At 71.4% G+C, this 16137-nt stretch carries 15 protein-coding genes; 11 read left to right on the forward strand and 4 right to left on the reverse strand.

Features of this window, described 5'->3' with window-relative positions; translation table 11 throughout:
- The first annotated feature begins 39 nt into the window (after positions 1–39).
- The 9 genes from ACFU6I_RS33150 to ACFU6I_RS33190 all read left to right on the forward strand — a co-directional run bounded on the left by ACFU6I_RS33150 (position 40) and on the right by ACFU6I_RS33190 (position 9918).
- Positions 40–1218: a MalY/PatB family protein gene (locus ACFU6I_RS33150; RefSeq protein WP_384373348.1), complete on the forward strand. Its 1179-nt coding sequence runs from the start codon at positions 40–42 to the stop codon at positions 1216–1218.
- Between the two features lie 102 nt (positions 1219–1320).
- Positions 1321–2838 (forward strand): MFS transporter, encoded by a 1518-nt coding sequence (locus ACFU6I_RS33155; RefSeq protein ID WP_384373350.1) that lies wholly within the window; start codon positions 1321–1323, stop codon positions 2836–2838.
- A 55-nt stretch (positions 2839–2893) separates the two neighbouring features.
- On the forward strand, positions 2894–3307 hold the full coding sequence (locus tag ACFU6I_RS33160) for a DUF3151 domain-containing protein (RefSeq protein ID WP_030977723.1): 414 nt from the start codon (positions 2894–2896) through the stop codon (positions 3305–3307).
- 162 nt (positions 3308–3469) lie between these two features.
- The gene (locus ACFU6I_RS33165; protein WP_384373352.1) at positions 3470–4318 is read left to right on the forward strand and encodes a tryptophan 2,3-dioxygenase family protein; all 849 of its coding nucleotides are present in this window, start codon (positions 3470–3472) and stop codon (positions 4316–4318) included.
- Complete coding sequence (gene kynU, locus ACFU6I_RS33170; RefSeq protein WP_384373354.1) at positions 4311–5525, forward strand: kynureninase; 1215 nt, start codon at positions 4311–4313, stop codon at positions 5523–5525. The genes ACFU6I_RS33165 and kynU overlap by 8 nt, the downstream gene beginning before the upstream one ends.
- Before the next feature lie 109 nt (positions 5526–5634).
- Positions 5635–6510 carry an alpha/beta hydrolase family protein gene (locus tag ACFU6I_RS33175; RefSeq protein ID WP_384373356.1) on the forward strand — a complete coding sequence of 292 codons (876 nt, stop codon included), beginning with the start codon at positions 5635–5637 and terminating at the stop codon, positions 6508–6510.
- Positions 6511–6687: 177 nt separating this feature from the next.
- Positions 6688–7968, forward strand: a complete 1281-nt coding sequence (locus ACFU6I_RS33180; protein ID WP_384373372.1) for a sensor histidine kinase — start codon at positions 6688–6690, stop codon at positions 7966–7968.
- Positions 7965–8627, forward strand: coding sequence for a response regulator transcription factor (locus ACFU6I_RS33185; protein WP_345517379.1), 663 nt, complete (start codon positions 7965–7967; stop codon positions 8625–8627). Before ACFU6I_RS33180 ends, ACFU6I_RS33185 begins: the two co-directional genes overlap by 4 nt.
- A gap of 61 nt (positions 8628–8688) precedes the next feature.
- Complete coding sequence (locus ACFU6I_RS33190) at positions 8689–9918, forward strand: cytochrome P450 (RefSeq protein WP_384373358.1); 1230 nt, start codon at positions 8689–8691, stop codon at positions 9916–9918.
- A 168-nt stretch (positions 9919–10086) separates the two neighbouring features.
- On the opposite strand, the gene ACFU6I_RS33195 is transcribed toward ACFU6I_RS33190, so the two are convergent.
- Together ACFU6I_RS33195 and ACFU6I_RS33200 are read right to left on the reverse strand one after the other, a co-directional pair.
- Entirely contained in the window at positions 10087–11709 is a 1623-nt protein-coding gene (locus ACFU6I_RS33195; protein WP_384373360.1) for an ABC transporter permease, read from the reverse strand.
- Complete coding sequence (locus ACFU6I_RS33200; RefSeq protein ID WP_384373361.1) at positions 11706–12620, reverse strand: ATP-binding cassette domain-containing protein; 915 nt, start codon at positions 12618–12620, stop codon at positions 11706–11708. Before ACFU6I_RS33200 ends, ACFU6I_RS33195 begins: the two co-directional genes overlap by 4 nt.
- A 113-nt stretch (positions 12621–12733) precedes the next feature.
- Between ACFU6I_RS33200 and ACFU6I_RS33205 the strand changes: the two genes are divergently transcribed.
- Positions 12734–13267: a GbsR/MarR family transcriptional regulator gene (locus ACFU6I_RS33205; protein WP_384373363.1), complete on the forward strand. Its 534-nt coding sequence runs from the start codon at positions 12734–12736 to the stop codon at positions 13265–13267.
- 82 nt (positions 13268–13349) lie between these two features.
- On the opposite strand, the gene ACFU6I_RS33210 is transcribed toward ACFU6I_RS33205, so the two are convergent.
- Both ACFU6I_RS33210 and ACFU6I_RS33215 read right to left on the reverse strand, forming a co-directional pair.
- Positions 13350–13622 (reverse strand): DUF1876 domain-containing protein, encoded by a 273-nt coding sequence (locus ACFU6I_RS33210; RefSeq protein WP_384373364.1) that lies wholly within the window; start codon positions 13620–13622, stop codon positions 13350–13352.
- A gap of 140 nt (positions 13623–13762) precedes the next feature.
- Entirely contained in the window at positions 13763–14629 is an 867-nt protein-coding gene (locus tag ACFU6I_RS33215) for a diacylglycerol kinase (RefSeq protein WP_384373366.1), read from the reverse strand.
- A gap of 186 nt (positions 14630–14815) precedes the next feature.
- Here ACFU6I_RS33215 and ACFU6I_RS33220 point away from each other — a divergent pair, with 186 nt between their 5' ends.
- Positions 14816–16099 carry an adenylosuccinate synthase gene (locus ACFU6I_RS33220; RefSeq protein ID WP_384373368.1) on the forward strand — a complete coding sequence of 428 codons (1284 nt, stop codon included), beginning with the start codon at positions 14816–14818 and terminating at the stop codon, positions 16097–16099.
- Positions 16100–16137: the final 38 nt, after the last annotated feature.

The following is a 16137-nucleotide window of genomic DNA, read 5'->3' on the forward strand; positions in this document are numbered from 1 at the left end:
GGCCCACGGCACGTCCGCGAACGAGCAGAAGGAGCACTGGTGCAGGCGAGCGCACGCTATGACTTCGACACCGTCGTCGACCGCAGGGGCACCTGGAGTGTCCAGTGGGACGGAGTCGCCGACCGGTTCGGGGTCGACGGGCTCCTCCCGTTCACCATTTCCGACATGGACTTCGAGACCGCCCCGGAGGTGCTGACCGCGCTGCGGACCCGCCTCGACCACGGCGTCCTCGGCTACACCAGCTGGCAGCACGACGACTTCCGGTCGGCGATAGCGCACTGGTACGGGACCCGGTACGGCACCGAGCTGGACACCGGCCGACTGGTCTACGCCCCGTCGGTGCTCAGCCAGCTCTCGCAGCTCCTCCAGATGTGGACGGCGCAGGGCGACGGCGTCGTCGTCCACACCCCCACGTACGACGGCTTCCGCAAGGCGATCACCGGTCTCGGCCGGGAGCTGCGAGGCGTGCCGGTGGGCGACACGGAGGCGCTGGAGCGGGAGCTGGCGCGTCCCGACGCGAAGGTGCTGGTGCTGTGCTCGCCCCACAACCCGACCGGCCGGGTGTGGACGGAGCCGGAGCTCGTCGAGACGGCGGCGCTGGCGGCGCGCCACGGGGTCGCGGTGATCAGCGACGAGATCCACGCGGACTTCGTGCACGAGGGCCATCGGCATGTGCCGTGGGCGCGCGTGGCAGGTGCGGACGGGGGTCGCTGGGCGGTGATCTCGTCCGCCTCGAAGTCCTTCAACTTCCCGGCGCTGACCGGCTCGTACGGCATCATCGGCGACCCGGCGGACCGGACGGAGTTCCTGCGGCGCATGGAGACGGCCGAGGGGCTCGCCTCCCCGGCGGTCCTGTCGCTGACCGCCCACATAGCCGCGTACCGGGAGGGCGGGGAGTGGCTGGACGCGGTCCGGGCGTACGTCTCCGACAACCTGGCACTGGTCGCGGAACGCCTGAACACGGCCTTTCCCGAGCTGTCCTGGGAACCGCCGCAGGCCGGCTACCTGGCGTGGATCGACCTGCGCCCGCTGGGTGTGGACGACGAGGCGCTGCAGCGGGTGCTGATCGAACGCGAGAAGGTCGCGATCATGCCGGGGGCGGTGTACGGGGCGGAGGGCTTCCTGCGTCTGAACGTCGGATGCCCGCGCAGCAAGGTGGAGGCCGGCGTCGAGGCGCTGATCCGGGCGCTGGGGGCGGTGCGGGCGTCGAGGGGCTGATCCGGGCGCTGGGGGCGGTGCGGGCGTCGAGGGGCTGATCCGGGAGCGGCAGGTGCCCGTGCCGGACTGGCCGCCTCCCGCCGGACCGGGGATGCTGCTCGCATGGTCGAGACAGCCGCCGGTCAGATCCGTGCCGCCTCCGCACCCGGGCGTTGGGTCGTTCTGACCACCGTCCTCGGGTCCGCCATGGCCATGCTCGACTCCACCGTGGTCAACGTCGCACTGCCCCGTATCGGCAAGGACCTCGGCACCGATCTGGCCGCTCTCCAGTGGACCGTCAACGCCTACATGCTGACCCTTGCCGGGCTGATCCTGCTCGGTGGGGCGCTCGGGGACCGGTACGGGCGGCGGCGGGTGTTCGTCGTGGGGGTGGTGTGGTTCGCCACCGCCTCGCTGCTGTGCGGCGTCGCGCCGAATGCCGGCGTGCTGATTGGGGCCCGGGCCCTTCAGGGGGTGGGCGGGGCACTCCTCACGCCCGGGTCGCTGGCGTTGATCCAGGCCAGTTTTCACCCGGACGACCGGGCCCGCGCGGTCGGGCTGTGGTCCGGCTTCGGTGGGGTGGGGGCCGCGATCGGGCCGTTCGTCGGGGGGTGGCTCGTCGACGGGCCGGGGTGGCGGTGGGTGTTTCTGATCAATGTGCCGGTCGCCGTGATCTGTGTGCCGGTCGCGCTGCGGCACGTACCGGAGTCGCGGGACCCGCACGCGCACGGGCGCTTCGACGTTCTGGGGGCCGTGCTCGGCGCGCTGGCTCTGGCTCTCGTGACGTACGCGTTGATCGAGGCTCCCGGGCAGGGGGCGTCCGCTGCGGTGATCGGGTCCGCCGTGGGCGGAGTGCTGCTCGGGGTGGCGTTCGTGCAGGTGGAGCGGCGGCGGGCGAACCCCATGCTGCCGCCGTCGGTGTTCGAGTCCCGTCTGTTCACCGCCGTCAATGTCGTCACACTCTGCGTGTACGCGGCGCTCGGCGGTTATTTCTTCCTCTCCGCCATTCAGCTCCAGGTCGTGGCCGGGTACTCCGCGCTCGGGGCCGGGACCGCCCTCCTTCCGAGCACGGTGCTGATGCTGCTCTTCTCCGCCTCGTCGGGTGAGCTGGCGCAGCGCATCGGCCCCCGTATCCCGCTCACCGTCGGGCCGCTGCTGGCCGCCGCCGGGATGCTGCTCATGCTGCGGGTGGGGCCCGGCGACGCGTCCGTCTCCGCGTACGTCCAGCACGTGCTGCCCGCCGTCGCCGTGCTCGGCCTCGGCCTGGTCACCCTGGTGGCGCCTCTCACCGCGACCGTCCTCGCCTCCGTCGACACCGCGCGCGCCGGGCTGGCCAGCGGGATCAACAACGCCGCCGCCCGCGCCGCCGGCCTGCTCGCCGTGGCCGCGCTGCCGCTGCTCGCCGGGATGGGGCCCGAGGCGTACCGCGACGCCGGTGAGTTCGCCGCGACCTTCCGGCGGGCCATGCCGATGTGCGCCGGGCTGATGGTGCTGGGCTCGGCGATCGCCTGGGCGACCGTACGGACACCGCCCGCGGCCCGGAAGGGCAGGGCGCGTCCGGAATGCACCGTGCACTGCGGTGTCGCGGCACCTCCCCTGGAGCCCGCGCGGGACGAGGACGGGGAGCCGGGCCGCGCCTGACCGCTCGGGGCGCCCGGCTACCCCCGACGCGCATGTGCCAGGCACACTTGAACCCATGTCCATCCACGAGAACCTGCTCGGGGGGCCTCCCCCGACTCACCTGCCCGACGACCCGGAGCCGCGCGAGCTGCTCGCGAACGGCACGGCCCCCGCCGATGTCGCCGCGAAGTACCCGACCTCCTCCCTGGCCTGGGCGCAGCTCGCCGACGAGGCGTTCGAGGGCGGCCGCGTCATCGAGTCGTACGCCTATGCCCGCACCGGCTACCACCGCGGCCTCGACGCGCTCCGCAGGGCCGGCTGGAAGGGCCACGGGCCCGTACCGTTCGAGCACGAGCCGAACCGTGGTTTCCTGCGTGCCCTGCACGCCCTGGCTCGCGCCGCGCAGTCGATCGGTGAGCAGGAGGAGTACGAGCGCTGCTCGACGTTCCTCCGCGACTCGTCGCCGACCGCCGCCGAGATCCTGGGATAGCGGGCGCATACGCCCTGTTCACGGCCCCGCAGACGTATTCGCTGTCTGCGGGGCCTGCGCCTTTCGTGGGGCTCCGCTTAGGATGCGGACAGGGGACCGGAGCTCCATCACCTCATGGAAGGGGCGGACCGCTACCCGGAAGCTCGTGTCGAGGAGACAGCAATGTCGACGATCCACCCCGACCCCGAAGCCACCGGTGCGGACACCCCGTACCTGGACTTCGCGGGAACGACTCCGTACGAGGACTATGTCCAGGCGGATGTCCTGACCCACCTCCAGCACCTCCGCTCCGACGATCCGGGCGAGATGGTCTTCCTGGTCACCACTCAGGTCATGGAGCTGTGGTTCACGGTCATCGTCCATGAGTGGGAGACCGCGGCGCTCGCCCTCCGCGAGGACCGGCTGCCCGTCGCACGCGATGCGCTGAAGCGGTCGGTGCGGGAACTCGAGGCGCTCAACGCGTCCTGGACGCCCCTCGCCCAGCTCACCCCCGCCCAGTTCAACTCCTACCGTGGCGCACTCGGCGAGGGCTCCGGCTTCCAGTCGGCGATGTACCGGCGGATGGAGTTCCTGCTCGGCGACAAGTCCGCGTCCATGCTCGTACCGCACCGGGGTGCACCCCGCGTCCATGCCGAACTGGAGAAGGCGCTCGCCGAACCGGGTCTGTACGACGAGGTGCTCGCCCTGCTCGCCCGGCGCGGGCACGCCGTACCGCAGGCCGTGCTCGGCCGGGACCTGAGGCAGAAGTACGAGCCGTCCCCCGAGGTCGAGGCCGTCTGGGCGGAGATCTACGCGGATCCCGAGCGGCACGACGATCTCGTCCGGCTCGGCGAGGCGCTCACCGACGTCGGTGAGCTGGTGTGGCGCTGGCGCAACGACCACCTCGTCGCCACCCGGCGCGCGATGGGCTCGAAGACCGGCACCGGTGGCTCCGCCGGGGTCGCGTGGCTGGAGAAACGTGCCACGAAGAACGTGTTCCCGGAGCTGTGGACGGCGCGCAGCCATGTCTGAGACCTTCGCCGCGCGGGCCGCGGCACTCGACGCCGCCGACGAACTCGCCGATCTGCGGAAGCTGTTCACCCTCGACGACACCGTGTATCTCGACGGCAACTCGCTGGGGGCGCTGCCCCGGCACGTACCCGCCCGGATGCAGGAGGTCCTCACCCGTGAGTGGGGTGAGCTGCGCATCCGGTCCTGGGACGAGAGCGGCTGGTGGACCGCGCCCGAGCGGATCGGCGACCGGATCGCCCCGCTCGTCGGGGCCGCAGCCGGGCAGATCGTGGTGGGCGATTCGACGAGCGTGAACGTCTTCAAGGCCGTCGTCGCCGCGAGCAGGCTGGCGCCCGAGGGACGCGACGAGATCCTGGTCGACGCGACGACGTTTCCCACGGACGGCTACATCGCCGAGTCCGCCGCCCGGATGACCGGGCACACTCTCGTCCCCGTCGCCCCGGCGGACGTGCCGGGTGCGGTCGGCCCCCGTACCGCGGTCGTCCTGCTCAACCACGTCGACTTCCGCACCGGCCGGCTGCACGACCTGCCCGGTCTCACCGCCGCCGTGCACGCGGCGGGCGGGCTCGCGGTCTGGGACCTGTGCCACAGCGCGGGCGCGCTGCCGGTCGGGCTCGACGCCCACGGGGTGGACCTGGCGGTCGGCTGCACGTACAAGTACCTCAACGGCGGGCCCGGTTCGCCCGCCTATCTGTACGTCGCCGAGCGGCACCAGGCGGCCTTCGACTCGCCGCTTCCGGGGTGGACCTCGCATGCCGACCCGTTCGCGATGGCGCCGGGCTACGCTCCGGCGGACGGTTCCGTCCGCGGCCGGGTCGGAACCCCCGACATCCTGTCCATGCTGGCGCTCGAAGCGGCGCTGGACGTGTGGGACGGGGTGCCGGTCGAGGCGGTACGGGCCAAGTCGCTGGCGCTGACCGACTTCTTCCTGGAGTGCGTCGGGGCGTATGTGCCGGAGGGCGTGGTCGTCTCGGTCACCCCGGGGACGCACGGGGAGCGCGGCAGCCAGGTGTCGTTGCGGTGTGTGGACGCGGCGGTCGCCGAGCCGGCGATGCGTGCGCTCATCGCCCGGGGCGTGGTCGGGGATCTGCGGCGGCCGGATGTGCTGCGCTTCGGGTTCACGCCGTTGTACGTGGGGTTCGCGGATGTGGAGCGGGCTGCGCGGGTGCTGGGTGAGGTGGTGAGCGGGCCGCTCGGCGGGGTGTGACGCCTGCCGCGTCCCCACGGTCAATCCCCGTGGGGGCGCGGTGCCCTGTGCTGATACCGTCCCCGCTGGTCAGGCCAGTTGGGCACCTCTGTCGGATGGTTGGAGCAGCATGTCGGATTCCGCCGCGCGTGATCGGGACGCAGTCGAGACCGAGTCGGCGTTCTCGCATCCGGCTGTCGCCCCCGACGCCACCGCCGCCTACGGCACCCACCCCGACCAGGTGATCGACTTCTACGCCCCGCGCGACGGGCGGGCCGGGGCGCCCGTCGTGGTCGTCCTGCACGGCGGTGCGTGGCGGGCGCCGTACGACCGGCAGCATGTGTCGCCGCTCGCGGACTTCCTGGCCCGGCGCGGGTTCGCCGTCGCCAATGTCGAGTACCGGCGCGGCAGCGAGATCCCGCAGCAGCGCGGTTCCGGTGCGGTGGCGGGCCGTTGGCCCGAGACCTTCGACGACGTCGCCGCGGCGATGGACGCGCTGCCCGCACTGCTCGCCCGCGAACTGCCGGAGGCCGATGCGCGGCGGCTCGTCGTCACCGGTCATTCCGCGGGCGGTCACCTGGCGCTGTGGGCAGCGGCCCGGCACGTCCTCCCGGAAGGGTCGCCGTGGCGGCTTCCCGCGGCGCCTCCGCTGCGCGGCGTTGTCGCCCTGGCGCCGATCGCCGACTTCGCCACGGCGGTGGAGCTGGATGTCTGCTCCGGCGCGGTGGGTCAACTGCTCGGCAGGGAAGAGGACTTCGCGGCCAGGAGCCCGTACGCCGACCCGGCTGCGCTGCTGCCGACGGGAATCGCCACGGTGTTGGTGCAGGGACGCACTGATCTCACGGTGCCGCAGGCGGTCGCGGAGGCGTTCGTCGACGCGGCGGCGAAGGCCGGGGAGACGGTGGGGCTGACGCTGCTGGAGGAGGTCGGGCACTTTCCGTTGATCGATCCGGCGGCGGATGCGTGTGCGGTGGTGGCGGAGGAGATTGCGCAGCTGGCGTGGTGACAGGCGGTCCCGGGGCCGTCCGGTGGCGGTGCTCCCGGCCGCGACCGGTCCGCCCGGTTGGGTCCGAGTAGTCCTTGCGACGGATGCCGCAGGATCCACATCACTGCTGACGACGTCGCGCGCCGCGCCACCTACCGTGAGAGCGTGACCACCAAGACCAGAAGTCCCGAGTTCCGGCTGGCCGCAGGGGCGATAGGCGGCCTGCGGCAGGACCTCTTCCATGATGCGTTCGCCTACCGTCCGCTGGCGCCGATGCGGACCGGCCGGGCGCTGACCCGGCTGGTGCCCGAGCGGATGCGCGAGCGGGCCGGCTGGGCGCCGCACGCGCTGGTCGGGCTGGCCGCGCTGATCACGGTCCTCGTCGGCCTCACCGTGGCGGACGGCTCCGGGGCCTGGTCCGGGATCGAAATCATCGTGATCGGGCTGCTCCCGGCGGTACCCGTCGTGATGACCCTGGTCCGGCCGGTCGGCGCGTTCTGGATGTCGATGGGGCTCACCCCGGTGGCAGCCGTCATCGGCGCCAATGACTGGCCGTGGGCGCCGAGCATGTTCCTCGCTCATCTGGTGGTGCTCGTCGTGGTCGCCGCCCGGACCCGGCCCCGTACCGCAGCCTGGATGTGGGTCCTGACCGTGCTGCTCGGCATCTTCATGGAGAGCTTCGGCTGGCACTACTCCACGACCACCGCGCCCATGGCCGTGACCTCCGCGTTCGCGCTGCTCGTGGTGACCGTCGTGCAGACCCGCCGGGAGGCGGAGCGTGAGGTGACCGTGCAGCGCACCGTCACCGCCGTGGAACGCGACCGGCGCACGCTGCTGGAGGAGCGCACCACCATCGCCCGTGAGCTGCACGACGTGGTCGCCCACCACATGTCGGTCGTCGCGATCCAGGCCGAGGCGGCGCCGTACCGGGTGGAGAACCCACCCCCCGAGCTGGAGCAGGCCTTCGTCACCATCCGGGAGAACGCCGTCGCCGCCCTCACCGAACTGCGCCGGGTGCTCGGCGTCGTACGGGCCGAGGACTACCGGGCGCCGGACGCACCGCAGCCCACCCTCGCGGCACTCGACGGACTGCTCGCCAACGTGGCCGACGCCGGACTTGTGGCCGAGAAGACGATCACCGGCGCGGTACGTGAACTGCCGCAGGGCGTCGAGCTGTCGGCGTACCGGATCATCCAGGAAGCCCTCAGCAACACGCTGCGGCACGCCCCGGGCGCCACCGCCAAGGTCGAGATCGGCTACGTGCTGGGCGGGCTGGGGCTGAGGGTCGTCAACGGGCCGCCGACCGGTCCGGTGAAACCGTCGCAGGGTGCCGGGCACGGGATCACGGGGATGCGGGAACGGGTCGCGATGCTGAACGGCGAGATGACCGCCGAGCCGGCCGCGGACGGCGGTTACGAGATCACCGCGTTCATCCCCGTACCCCTGGCCCAGGAACCGACGCAGAGCGAGACCTCATGAACGACATCCGTGTCCTGATCGTCGACGACCAGATGATGGTCCGCGAGGGCTTCTCGGTGCTCCTGGGTGCGATGCCGGGCATCGAGGTCGTCGGTGAGGCGGTCGACGGCCGGCAGGCCATCGCCCAGGCGGCGGCGCTCCGGCCCGACGTGGTCCTGATGGACATCCGGATGCCGGAGCTGGGGGGCATCGAGGCGACCCGCGAGATCGTCGCCAACGACGCGGCCGCCAAGGTGCTGGTGCTGACGACGTTCGACCTCGACGAGTACGTGTACCAGGCGCTGCGTGCCGGGGCGTCCGGGTTCCTGCTGAAGGACGCCTCCGCGCGTCAACTCGCCGATGGTGTGCGAGTGGTGGCGGCCGGGGAAGCGCTGCTGGCGCCGACCGTCACCAAGCGGCTGATCACCGAGTTCTCGCGGCTCGCCGGAGCCCCGAGGCCGCCCGCGCTGGCTCAGATCGGCGATCTGACGGAGCGCGAGACGGAGGTGCTCGTCCTCATCGCGCAGGGGTTGTCGAACGCGGAGATCGCCTCGCATCTGGTGGTCGCCGAGTCCACCATCAAGACGCATGTGAGCCGGATCCTGGTGAAGCTCGGGCTGCGGGACCGCACGCAGGCCGCGGTGTTCGCGTACGAGGCCCGCCTGGTCACCCCCTCCTGACCTCCTGCTTCCCTTGAGGGCCGCCCGTGACTAAACCGGCGGGTCCGGTTAGCGTCGCTTTATGCACCCGTCTCCGCAGCCCGCCGCCACCGCTACGTTCGACCCCTGGTCACCGGCGTTCGTCGCCGACCCGTACCCCGCGTACACCGCGCTGCGGGCCGCCGGCCGGGTGCACCGGTTCGAGCCCACGAACCAGTGGCTCGTTCCGCACTACGCCGATGTGTCCGCGCTGCTGCGGGACCGGCGCCTGGGCCGGACGTATCTGCACCGCTTCACGCACGAGGAGTTCGGCCGTACGCCCCCGCCCGCTGCGCACGAGCCCTTCACCACCCTCAACGGGCAGGGAATTCTCGACCTGGAGGCCCCCGACCACACCCGGATCCGGCGCCTGGTCTCGAAGGCGTTCACGCCGCGGACGGTCGAGCAGCTCGTCCCGACGGTGCAGCGGCTCGCCGCCGAGCTGGTCGACGGCTTTGTGGGGGCGGGCGGCGGCGACCTGCTCGCCGCGGTCGCCGAACCGCTGCCCGTCGCCGTCATCGCCGAGATGCTCGGCATCCCCGAGTCCGACCGCGGGCTGCTGCGGCCCTGGTCGGCGGCGATCTGCGGAATGTTCGAACTGAACCCGTCCGAGGAGACCGCGAGCGCCGCCGTCCGTGCCTCGGTGGACTTCTCCGCGTATCTGCGGGAGCTGATCGCGGAGCGCCGCAGGAACCCCGGCACGGATCTGATCTCCGCGCTCATCGCCGCGCACGACGAAGGGGAGCGGCTCAGCGAGCAGGAGATGATCTCCACGTGTGTGCTGCTGCTGAACGCGGGCCACGAGGCGACGGTCAACACCACCGTGAACGGCTGGTGGACGCTGCTGCGCCATCCCGAGCAGTTGGCGGCCCTCCGCGCCGACCACGGGCTGCTGCCCACGGCCGTGGAGGAGTTGATGCGGTACGACACTCCGTTGCAGATGTTCGAGCGCTGGGTCCTCGACGACATCGAGATCGACGGCACGGTCATTCCGCGTGGCTCCGAGGTGGCCCTGCTCTTCGGTTCCGCCAACCGCGACCCGGCGCGCTTCGCGGACCCGGACACGCTGGACCTGTCCCGGCGGGAGAACCCGCACATCACCTTCGGCGCGGGTATCCACTTCTGCCTGGGCGCCCCACTCGCTCGGGTCGAACTCGCCGCGTCCTTCGGTGAGTTGTTGCGCCGGGCGCCCCGGATGCGAGTGGCGTCCGAGCCGGAGTGGAACCCGGGCTATGTGATCAGGGGCCTGAAGGAGTTGCGCGTGGAGCTGTGACCGGAAGCGTTCCTCCCGGCACCCCGGCACCCCGGCACCCCGGTCCGCAGGGCGGTGGCGGTCCGGTGGTGTCCTCGGTCTCCTCCATGGCCCGAGGGTGTGGGGACCTCCTCGACGGGCTTGAACATCAAGGCCGTCCGGCGATCGAGGACAGGAACGGTCACCCGCTCACCCCTGCACGTCCCGCCGCCGGAGTGCTCCCAGTCCCGCCGCCACCAGGACCACCGCGCCCGCCGTGAGCCACAGCGCCGGCGGCCACTGCATCTCCGTGCCCGGCAGCTTCGGCAGGTGGCTGAACGGTGACAGGTTCATCACCGGCTGCGGCATGTTCACCGCCGGCCCGATCCACCCCAGGGCCAGGCAGATCCCGACGACTCCCCACGAGGCCACTGCCGCCTTCGGGAGCGCGCCGTACAGCAGGACGGTGAGGCCTCCGAGCAGCCAGACGGCGGGCAGCTGCGCCAGCGATGCGCCCAGTACGGCCGGCAGTTCGTGGCCGTAGCCGGCGGCCAGGCCGAGGCCTCCGACCGCCATGATCAGTGCCGCTCCGCCGAAGGCGATGACCAGGTGCCCGGCCGCCCAGCCGATCCGGCTCACCCCGCCGGCCAGCACGGGTTCGGCGCGCCCCGCGGTTTCCTCGCCGTGCAGCCGCAGCACCGACGCGACGATGTACAGCGCGGCCACCATCCCCAGCATCCCGACCATCGCGGCGAGGAACGCGTCGGTCAGACCGGCCTGTCCGCCCATCCGTTCGAAGATCTCCTTCGTCTTCTCGTTGGCGCCGACGAGGTCCGCCGCGCCGCCGGTGAGCCCGCCGAAGACGGCGCCGACCGCGGCGAACGACAGCGTCCACCCGATCAGAGCACCGCGCTGCAGCCGAAGTGCCAGCCCGAACGCCGTGGAGATCCGCCCTGTCGCGGGTCCGGGACGCGTCGGCAGGAAGCTCATGCCGACATCACGCCGCCCGGCCAGGGCATACGCGAGCCCGCCCTGGATCAGCACCGCGGCCCCGATGACCAGCAGCACCCACCACCGTTCGTCTGCGTAGGCCCGGACGTTCTCCGCCCAGCCGATCGGCGAGAGCCAGTTCAGTACGGACGAGGCGTCATCCGTCGACGAGTCGCCCGCCGCCTTCAGGACGAACGCGGCGCCGATCACCGCCGCCGTCAGCCCCTTCGCGAGCCGTGCGCTCTCCGTGAGCTGGGCGGCGATCGCTGCGGTGCAGGCGAACAGCGCCCCGATTCCGGCGACTGTCAGGGCGAGCGCCACCGCCCCGGCACCGCCGGCCCCGGACCCGGCCATCCCGGCGACGATCATCAGGGCGAGCGCGGCATCGGCGATCAGTGCGGCGAGGAGGGCGGAGGTCAGCGGGGCGCGGCGCCCCACCATGGCCGCGGAGAGCATTTCCTGGCGGCCGGTCTCCTCCTCCTCGCGGGTGTGCCTGATGACGATGATCAGGCTCATCACGGCTGCCATCGCGGCGCCGAAGCCGACCATGCGCCAGGTGACGAGACCGCCGACGGAGTCGTTGAAGACGGGTCCGTACACCGCGCGCAGCGAACTGTTGCCGTTCATCGAGGCGGCGAGTTCGGCGCGCTGGGCCGCGGTGTCGTACAGCGAGGAGAAGGACTTCCCGACGGAGGAGAACGACCCGCCGAGCACGATCACCCAGATCGGCATCATGATCCGGTCGCGTCGCAGTGCGAGCCTGAGCAGGGTTCCGGTGCCGGTGAGCTGCCCGCCCCGGGCGGAGCGTCCGGCACGGGTCGCGGACACGGTCGCGGCGGTCATCGCGCCGTCACCTCCGCGCGTTCGTCGGTGTCCGCGGCGTAGTGCCGCAGGAAGAGTTCCTCCAGCGTGGGCGGGGTGCTGGTCAGCGACCGCACACCGGACGCGGTGAGCGACCTGAGGACGGCGTCGAGCTTGTCCGTGTCGACCTGGAGCGTGACCCGCAGGCCCTGGATGTCGATGTCGTGCACGCCGGGCAGGTGCGCGAGCCCGTTGGGCGCCCCGGCCAGTTCGGCGGTGATGCTCGTACGGGTCAGATGCCGCATGTCCGCCAGCGAGCCGCTCTCCACCGTGCGCCCCTGCCGGATGATGCTCACCCGGTCGCAGAGCGCCTCGACCTCGCTGAGGATGTGGCTGGAGAGCAGGATCGTCCGTCCGCGCTCGCGCTCCTCGGCGACGCAGCTCTGGAAGACCTCCTCCATGAGCGGGTCGAGCCCGCTGGTCGGCTCGTCGAGAATCAGCAGATCCACGTCGGAGGCGAACGCGGCGACGAGGGCGACCTTCTGCCGGTTGCCCTTGGAGTACGTACGCCCCTTCTTGGTGGGGTCGAGTTCGTACCGCTCGATGAGGTCGGCACGGCGGGCCGGGTCGAGGCCTCCGCGCAGCCGGCCGTACAGGTCGATCACCTCGCCGCCGGAGAGGTTGCGCCACAGAGTGACGTCACCGGGGACGTATGCCACCCGCCGGTGCAGCTCGACCGCGTCGTTCCAGGGGTCCCGGCCGAGCAACTGGGCAGCGCCGGAGTCGGCCCGCAGCAGGCCCAGCAGGACCCGGATGGTGGTGGACTTCCCGGAACCGTTGGGCCCGAGAAAGCCGTGAACCTCACCGGTCTCGACCGTGAGGTCGAGGCCGTCCAGCGCGTGTGTCCGCCCGAACGACTTGTGCAGTCCGGCCACGGTGATTGCCGTCGTCATGTTTCTGAACGTACGCTACGTTCACAAACTTGTGAAGTTAAGGAAGCGTATAAAGTCGGGGGTGTGGCCCGGGGCCGGGAACCCGCAGGAAATTCAGGGGAGACGATGGGGCGATGAGCAGCGAAACCGGCGCGGACCGGCGTGAGCGCGAGCCGGAGCACGCGCGCGACGAGGAGGCCGTGTCGCGGTTCGTGGAGCGCTTCGCGGCCGAGATGACCGAGGCGGGCATGCAGCGGATGGCGTCCCGCGTCTTCGCGGCGCTGCTCGCGGACGACGACGGCTCCATGACCTCGGCGGAGCTCAGCGAGCAGCTTCGGATCAGCCCGGCCGCGGTCTCCGGCGCGATCAACTACCTCACGCAGGTCAGCATGGTCGGCCGCGAACGCGACCCGGGCTCGCGCAGGGACCGCTACCGCCTGCACAACGAGATCTGGTACGCCACCTTCGCCGGCCGTGACCGGGTCCTGACCCGCTGGGAGCACACCCTCAAGGAGGGCGCACAGACCCTCGGCCCGGACACACCTGCCGGTACGCGGCTCGCGGAGACCGCGGAGTTCTTCGAGTTCCTGCAGACGGAACTGGTCGGCATGATGGACCGCTGGCGCGACTACCGGAAGAAGTTCGACCTCCCGGAGGGGAAGAGCTAGTGCCGTGAGGGGCACTGGGCAAAGCGGAAGAGCCCGGCGGGAGGCCCGGGACACCGGGCCCTGGGCCTCGGCCCGGAACGGCTCAGGTCAGCGGGTGCGACGTCCGGCCGGACGCCGCGTCGATCTCGTCGTGCGCCTTGGTCAGCAGGTTCATGGCGAGTTCGTTCAGTGCTCTGGCACCCGCGATCTCCTCGCCGACCCTCGGCTGCTGGGAGTCGGAGGGGTGGCGGCTGGCGTATCCGTGCGCACGTACCTCGTTCCCGTCGGGAAGCCGTACGAGGGCGGCGGCACGGGTGCGGTGGTTGTCTTCCTCGAATTCCAGCTCGATGTGCCATCCGACAGCGGTTTTCATCATGGCGAACACCTCCAGGACCTGCTATCAGGGTGCGCCTCTTTCCGCGCCCGCGCTCGGTATGTCAGGGGCCGGTCGCGCGCAGGTCGCGGCAGGTGCGACAGGCCCCCTGAACCCTCACGTGCGCGCCCCCGGCGCGGGGATCATCCACTCTCCGCCGCCACCGGCAGCATCAGCCCCCACGCACCCGCCCGCACCGTCCACGTCCTCGTCCGGACCGGGCCGCCGACCTGTATGTCCGCCCGGTAGCGGAAGTCGGCGCCGGAGACCGTGACCGCCTTCGCCTCCGCGGTCACCGGTTCGCCGGTCGTCGTCCGGACCACCACGTCCGCCAGGCCCCTGTCACCGCCCTGCGCGCTCATCGTCACCGATTCGACCGGGCGGTCCAGATCGTTCAGCAGCACCCCGTCCACCTCGACCCGCAGCCGATGGGTGCGGGGCGGGACGGGCGGGGCCGGCGACGGGGCGGGGCGGACCAGGGTCCGTACGAGGGAGCGGCAGGTGTCCCAGACCGCCGTGACACCCGTGTGCGCCGCCGTCGTGCCCGGTGCCGCGGACAGGGCGGGGATGCGCAGGGCGCCCAGGACGACCCCGTCGCTGTCGTCGACCAGCAGGTCGAGCCGGCGCACCGCCCCGTCCAGTGCCGCGCGCGCCGCGGCCACCGCGCCGAGGGGCACGCCGAGCGAATGCGCGAGTTCCAGCGCGGCCGCGGCACCCACCGGGACCAGTGAGAGCACCGCACCGGCCAGCTCCCGCTCCCGGTGCAGGAGGGTCACGGCGCGCAGCAGCGACCGGTCGTCGCCGACGACCACCGGCCGCCTGCCGCCCCGGCGGGACAAGGCCCGCGCGAACTCCTCCGGACTGTCCGGGAGGCAGATCTTGGCGTGCGAACCGGCGCTCAGCACGTCCTTCGCGATCCGGACGGACTCGCCGTCGGTCCGGCGGGCGACCGGGTCGATGACCACCAGCAATTGGTCCGTACCGTTGCCGGGGGGCTGGGCAGCCGACACCTCGGTCCTTCCTCGGGTAGCATCTTGGTGCAAGAGCCCCTTGCGCTATTGCGCCAGGGGCTTCGTCTATTCCGGGGCACCCGGTTCGACGGTTCAGGCTTCGTCGTACATCGTCGTACGGCATGTACGGCGTTTTCGTACGCCCCCTGACCTTGGACATGCCCCGCCCGGAAGGGGTGTACGCCTGTGCCCGCACTTGTGCTGCTCGGTGCTCAGTGGGGTGACGAGGGCAAGGGAAAGGCCACCGACCTCCTCGGTGGATCCGTGGACTATGTGGTGCGTTACCAAGGCGGCAACAATGCCGGCCACACGGTGGTCGTCGGCGACCAGAAGTACGCACTTCATCTCCTCCCCTCCGGAATCCTTTCGCCGGGGTGCACCCCGGTCATCGGTAACGGTGTCGTCGTCGACCCGGCGGTCCTGCTCTCCGAGCTGAGTGGGCTCAACGAGCGCGGCGTGGACACGTCCAAGCTGCTGATCAGCGGCAACGCTCATTTGATCACTCCGTACAACGTCACCATCGACAAGGTGACGGAACGGTTCCTCGGGAAGCGGAAGATCGGCACGACCGGCCGCGGTATCGGCCCGACGTACGCCGACAAGATCAACCGTGTGGGCATCCGCGTTCAGGACCTGTACGACGAGTCGATCCTGGAGCAGAAGGTCGAGGCGGCCCTGGAGCAGAAGAACCAGCTCCTCGCCAAGGTCTTCAACCGCCGCGCCATCGAGTCCGGCAAGATCGTCGAGGAGATGCTCCAGTACGCGGAGCAGATCAAGCCGTACGTCGCGGACACGACGCTGATCCTCAACGACGCCATCGACGCGGGCAAGGTCGTCCTCTTCGAGGGCGGTCAGGGCACACTGCTCGACGTCGACCACGGCACGTACCCCTTCGTCACCTCGTCGAACCCGACCGCGGGTGGCGCCTGCACCGGTTCCGGCGTGGGCCCGACGAAGATCAGCCGGGTCATCGGCATCCTCAAGGCGTACACCACGCGCGTCGGCGCCGGTCCGTTCCCGACGGAACTGCTCGACGAGGACGGCGAGGCGCTGCGCCGGATCGGTGGCGAGCGCGGTGTCACCACCGGCCGCGACCGCCGCTGCGGCTGGTTCGACGCGGTGATCGCACGGTACGCGACCCGGGTCAACGGTCTCACCGACTTCTTCCTCACCAAGCTGGACGTGCTGACCGGCTGGGAGCAGATCCCGGTGTGTGTCGCGTACGAGATCGACGGCAAGCGCGTCGACGAGCTCCCGTACAGCCAGACCGACTTCCACCACGCGAAGCCGGTCTACGAGATGCTGCCGGGCTGGTCCGAGGACATCACGAAGGCCAAGACCTTCGCCGACCTGCCGAAGAACGCGCAGGCGTACGTGAAGGCGCTGGAGGACATGTCCGGCGCCCCGATCTCCGCGATCGGTGTCGGCCCCGGCCGGACCGAGACCATCGAGGTCAACTCCTTCCTGTAGGACGGACACGACGCGGAGGGGCCGGGACGCCTGCGTCC

It is taken from the genome of Streptomyces sp. NPDC057486 (assembly GCF_042802415.1).
Classification (GTDB): Bacteria; Actinomycetota; Actinomycetes; order Streptomycetales; family Streptomycetaceae; genus Streptomyces; species Streptomyces yanii.

Coding starts and splice junctions, on each gene's coding strand:
- ACFU6I_RS33155 (WP_384373350.1), top strand. CDS start 1,321: ATGGTCGAGACAGCCGCCGGTCAGATCCGTGCCGCCTCCGCACCCGGG.
- ACFU6I_RS33160 (WP_030977723.1), top strand. CDS start 2,894: ATGTCCATCCACGAGAACCTGCTCGGGGGGCCTCCCCCGACTCACCTG.
- ACFU6I_RS33165 (WP_384373352.1), top strand. CDS start 3,470: ATGTCGACGATCCACCCCGACCCCGAAGCCACCGGTGCGGACACCCCG.
- kynU (WP_384373354.1), top strand. CDS start 4,311: ATGTCTGAGACCTTCGCCGCGCGGGCCGCGGCACTCGACGCCGCCGAC.
- ACFU6I_RS33175 (WP_384373356.1), top strand. CDS start 5,635: ATGTCGGATTCCGCCGCGCGTGATCGGGACGCAGTCGAGACCGAGTCG.
- ACFU6I_RS33185 (WP_345517379.1), top strand. CDS start 7,965: ATGAACGACATCCGTGTCCTGATCGTCGACGACCAGATGATGGTCCGC.
- ACFU6I_RS33190 (WP_384373358.1), top strand. CDS start 8,689: ATGCACCCGTCTCCGCAGCCCGCCGCCACCGCTACGTTCGACCCCTGG.
- ACFU6I_RS33195 (WP_384373360.1), bottom strand. CDS start 11,709: ATGACCGCCGCGACCGTGTCCGCGACCCGTGCCGGACGCTCCGCCCGG.
- ACFU6I_RS33200 (WP_384373361.1), bottom strand. CDS start 12,620: ATGACGACGGCAATCACCGTGGCCGGACTGCACAAGTCGTTCGGGCGG.
- ACFU6I_RS33205 (WP_384373363.1), top strand. CDS start 12,734: ATGAGCAGCGAAACCGGCGCGGACCGGCGTGAGCGCGAGCCGGAGCAC.
- ACFU6I_RS33210 (WP_384373364.1), bottom strand. CDS start 13,622: ATGATGAAAACCGCTGTCGGATGGCACATCGAGCTGGAATTCGAGGAA.